General features: G+C 59.9%; 1 protein-coding gene. It reads left to right on the forward strand.

Translation table 11 applies throughout. The features are described 5' to 3' along the window. Positions 1-43: 43 nt before the first annotated feature. On the forward strand, positions 44-714 hold a 671-nt coding region (locus AC0L24_RS33835), incomplete at its 3' end, for an ABC transporter substrate-binding protein (RefSeq protein WP_473565090.1).

The raw sequence follows: 714 nt of genomic DNA on the forward strand, positions 1-714 counted from the left end.
GACATGGGTCATCCGTGCGATCGGCTCAAAGGGGAACTGAGACATGACAATCTCTCGACGTGACCTCATCAAGGCGGGCCTGGCCGCCGGAACGGCTATATCGATCCCGTCCGTCCTGCGAGCACAGACTGCGCCGGTCGCCGCACGGACGGTCCGCATGGTCAAGGGCGACCTGACCGTCTTTGATCCGATTGTTACGACAGCTGACATCACTCAGGACCACGGCCTCGCAATTTACGACACGCTGTTCGCACTCGACTCCAACTTCATGCCGCAGCCGCAAATGGTGGGGAAGTGGGGTGTTTCCGAGGACAAGAAGACCTATACGTTCGAGCTTCGGGACGGGTTGGGCTGGCATGATGGCACCCCCGTCACTGCAGCGGACTGCGTCGCGTCGATCCGTCGCTGGGGCCAGGTGGGCGCTGGACAGTTGCTCATGGAGCGCGCCCGCGACATCTCGAGGAGGGACGACAAAACCTTCGCGATCGCGCTTAAGGATCCCTTCGGACTTTTGATCGACATATTTGCGGCATCGTCGTCGAACCTGTTCATCATGCGCGAGAAAGACGCCAGCCGGCCAGCAACGGAGCAGGTGACCGCGAATATCGGTTCGGGACCCTTCAAGTTCAATGAAGCGCTTGCAAAGCCCGGCGCAAGCTTCACCTATGATCGCAATGAGAGATACATACCGCGCAAGGAGCCGCCCAGCGGATT

This window comes from Mesorhizobium sp. WSM4809 (assembly GCF_055811655.1).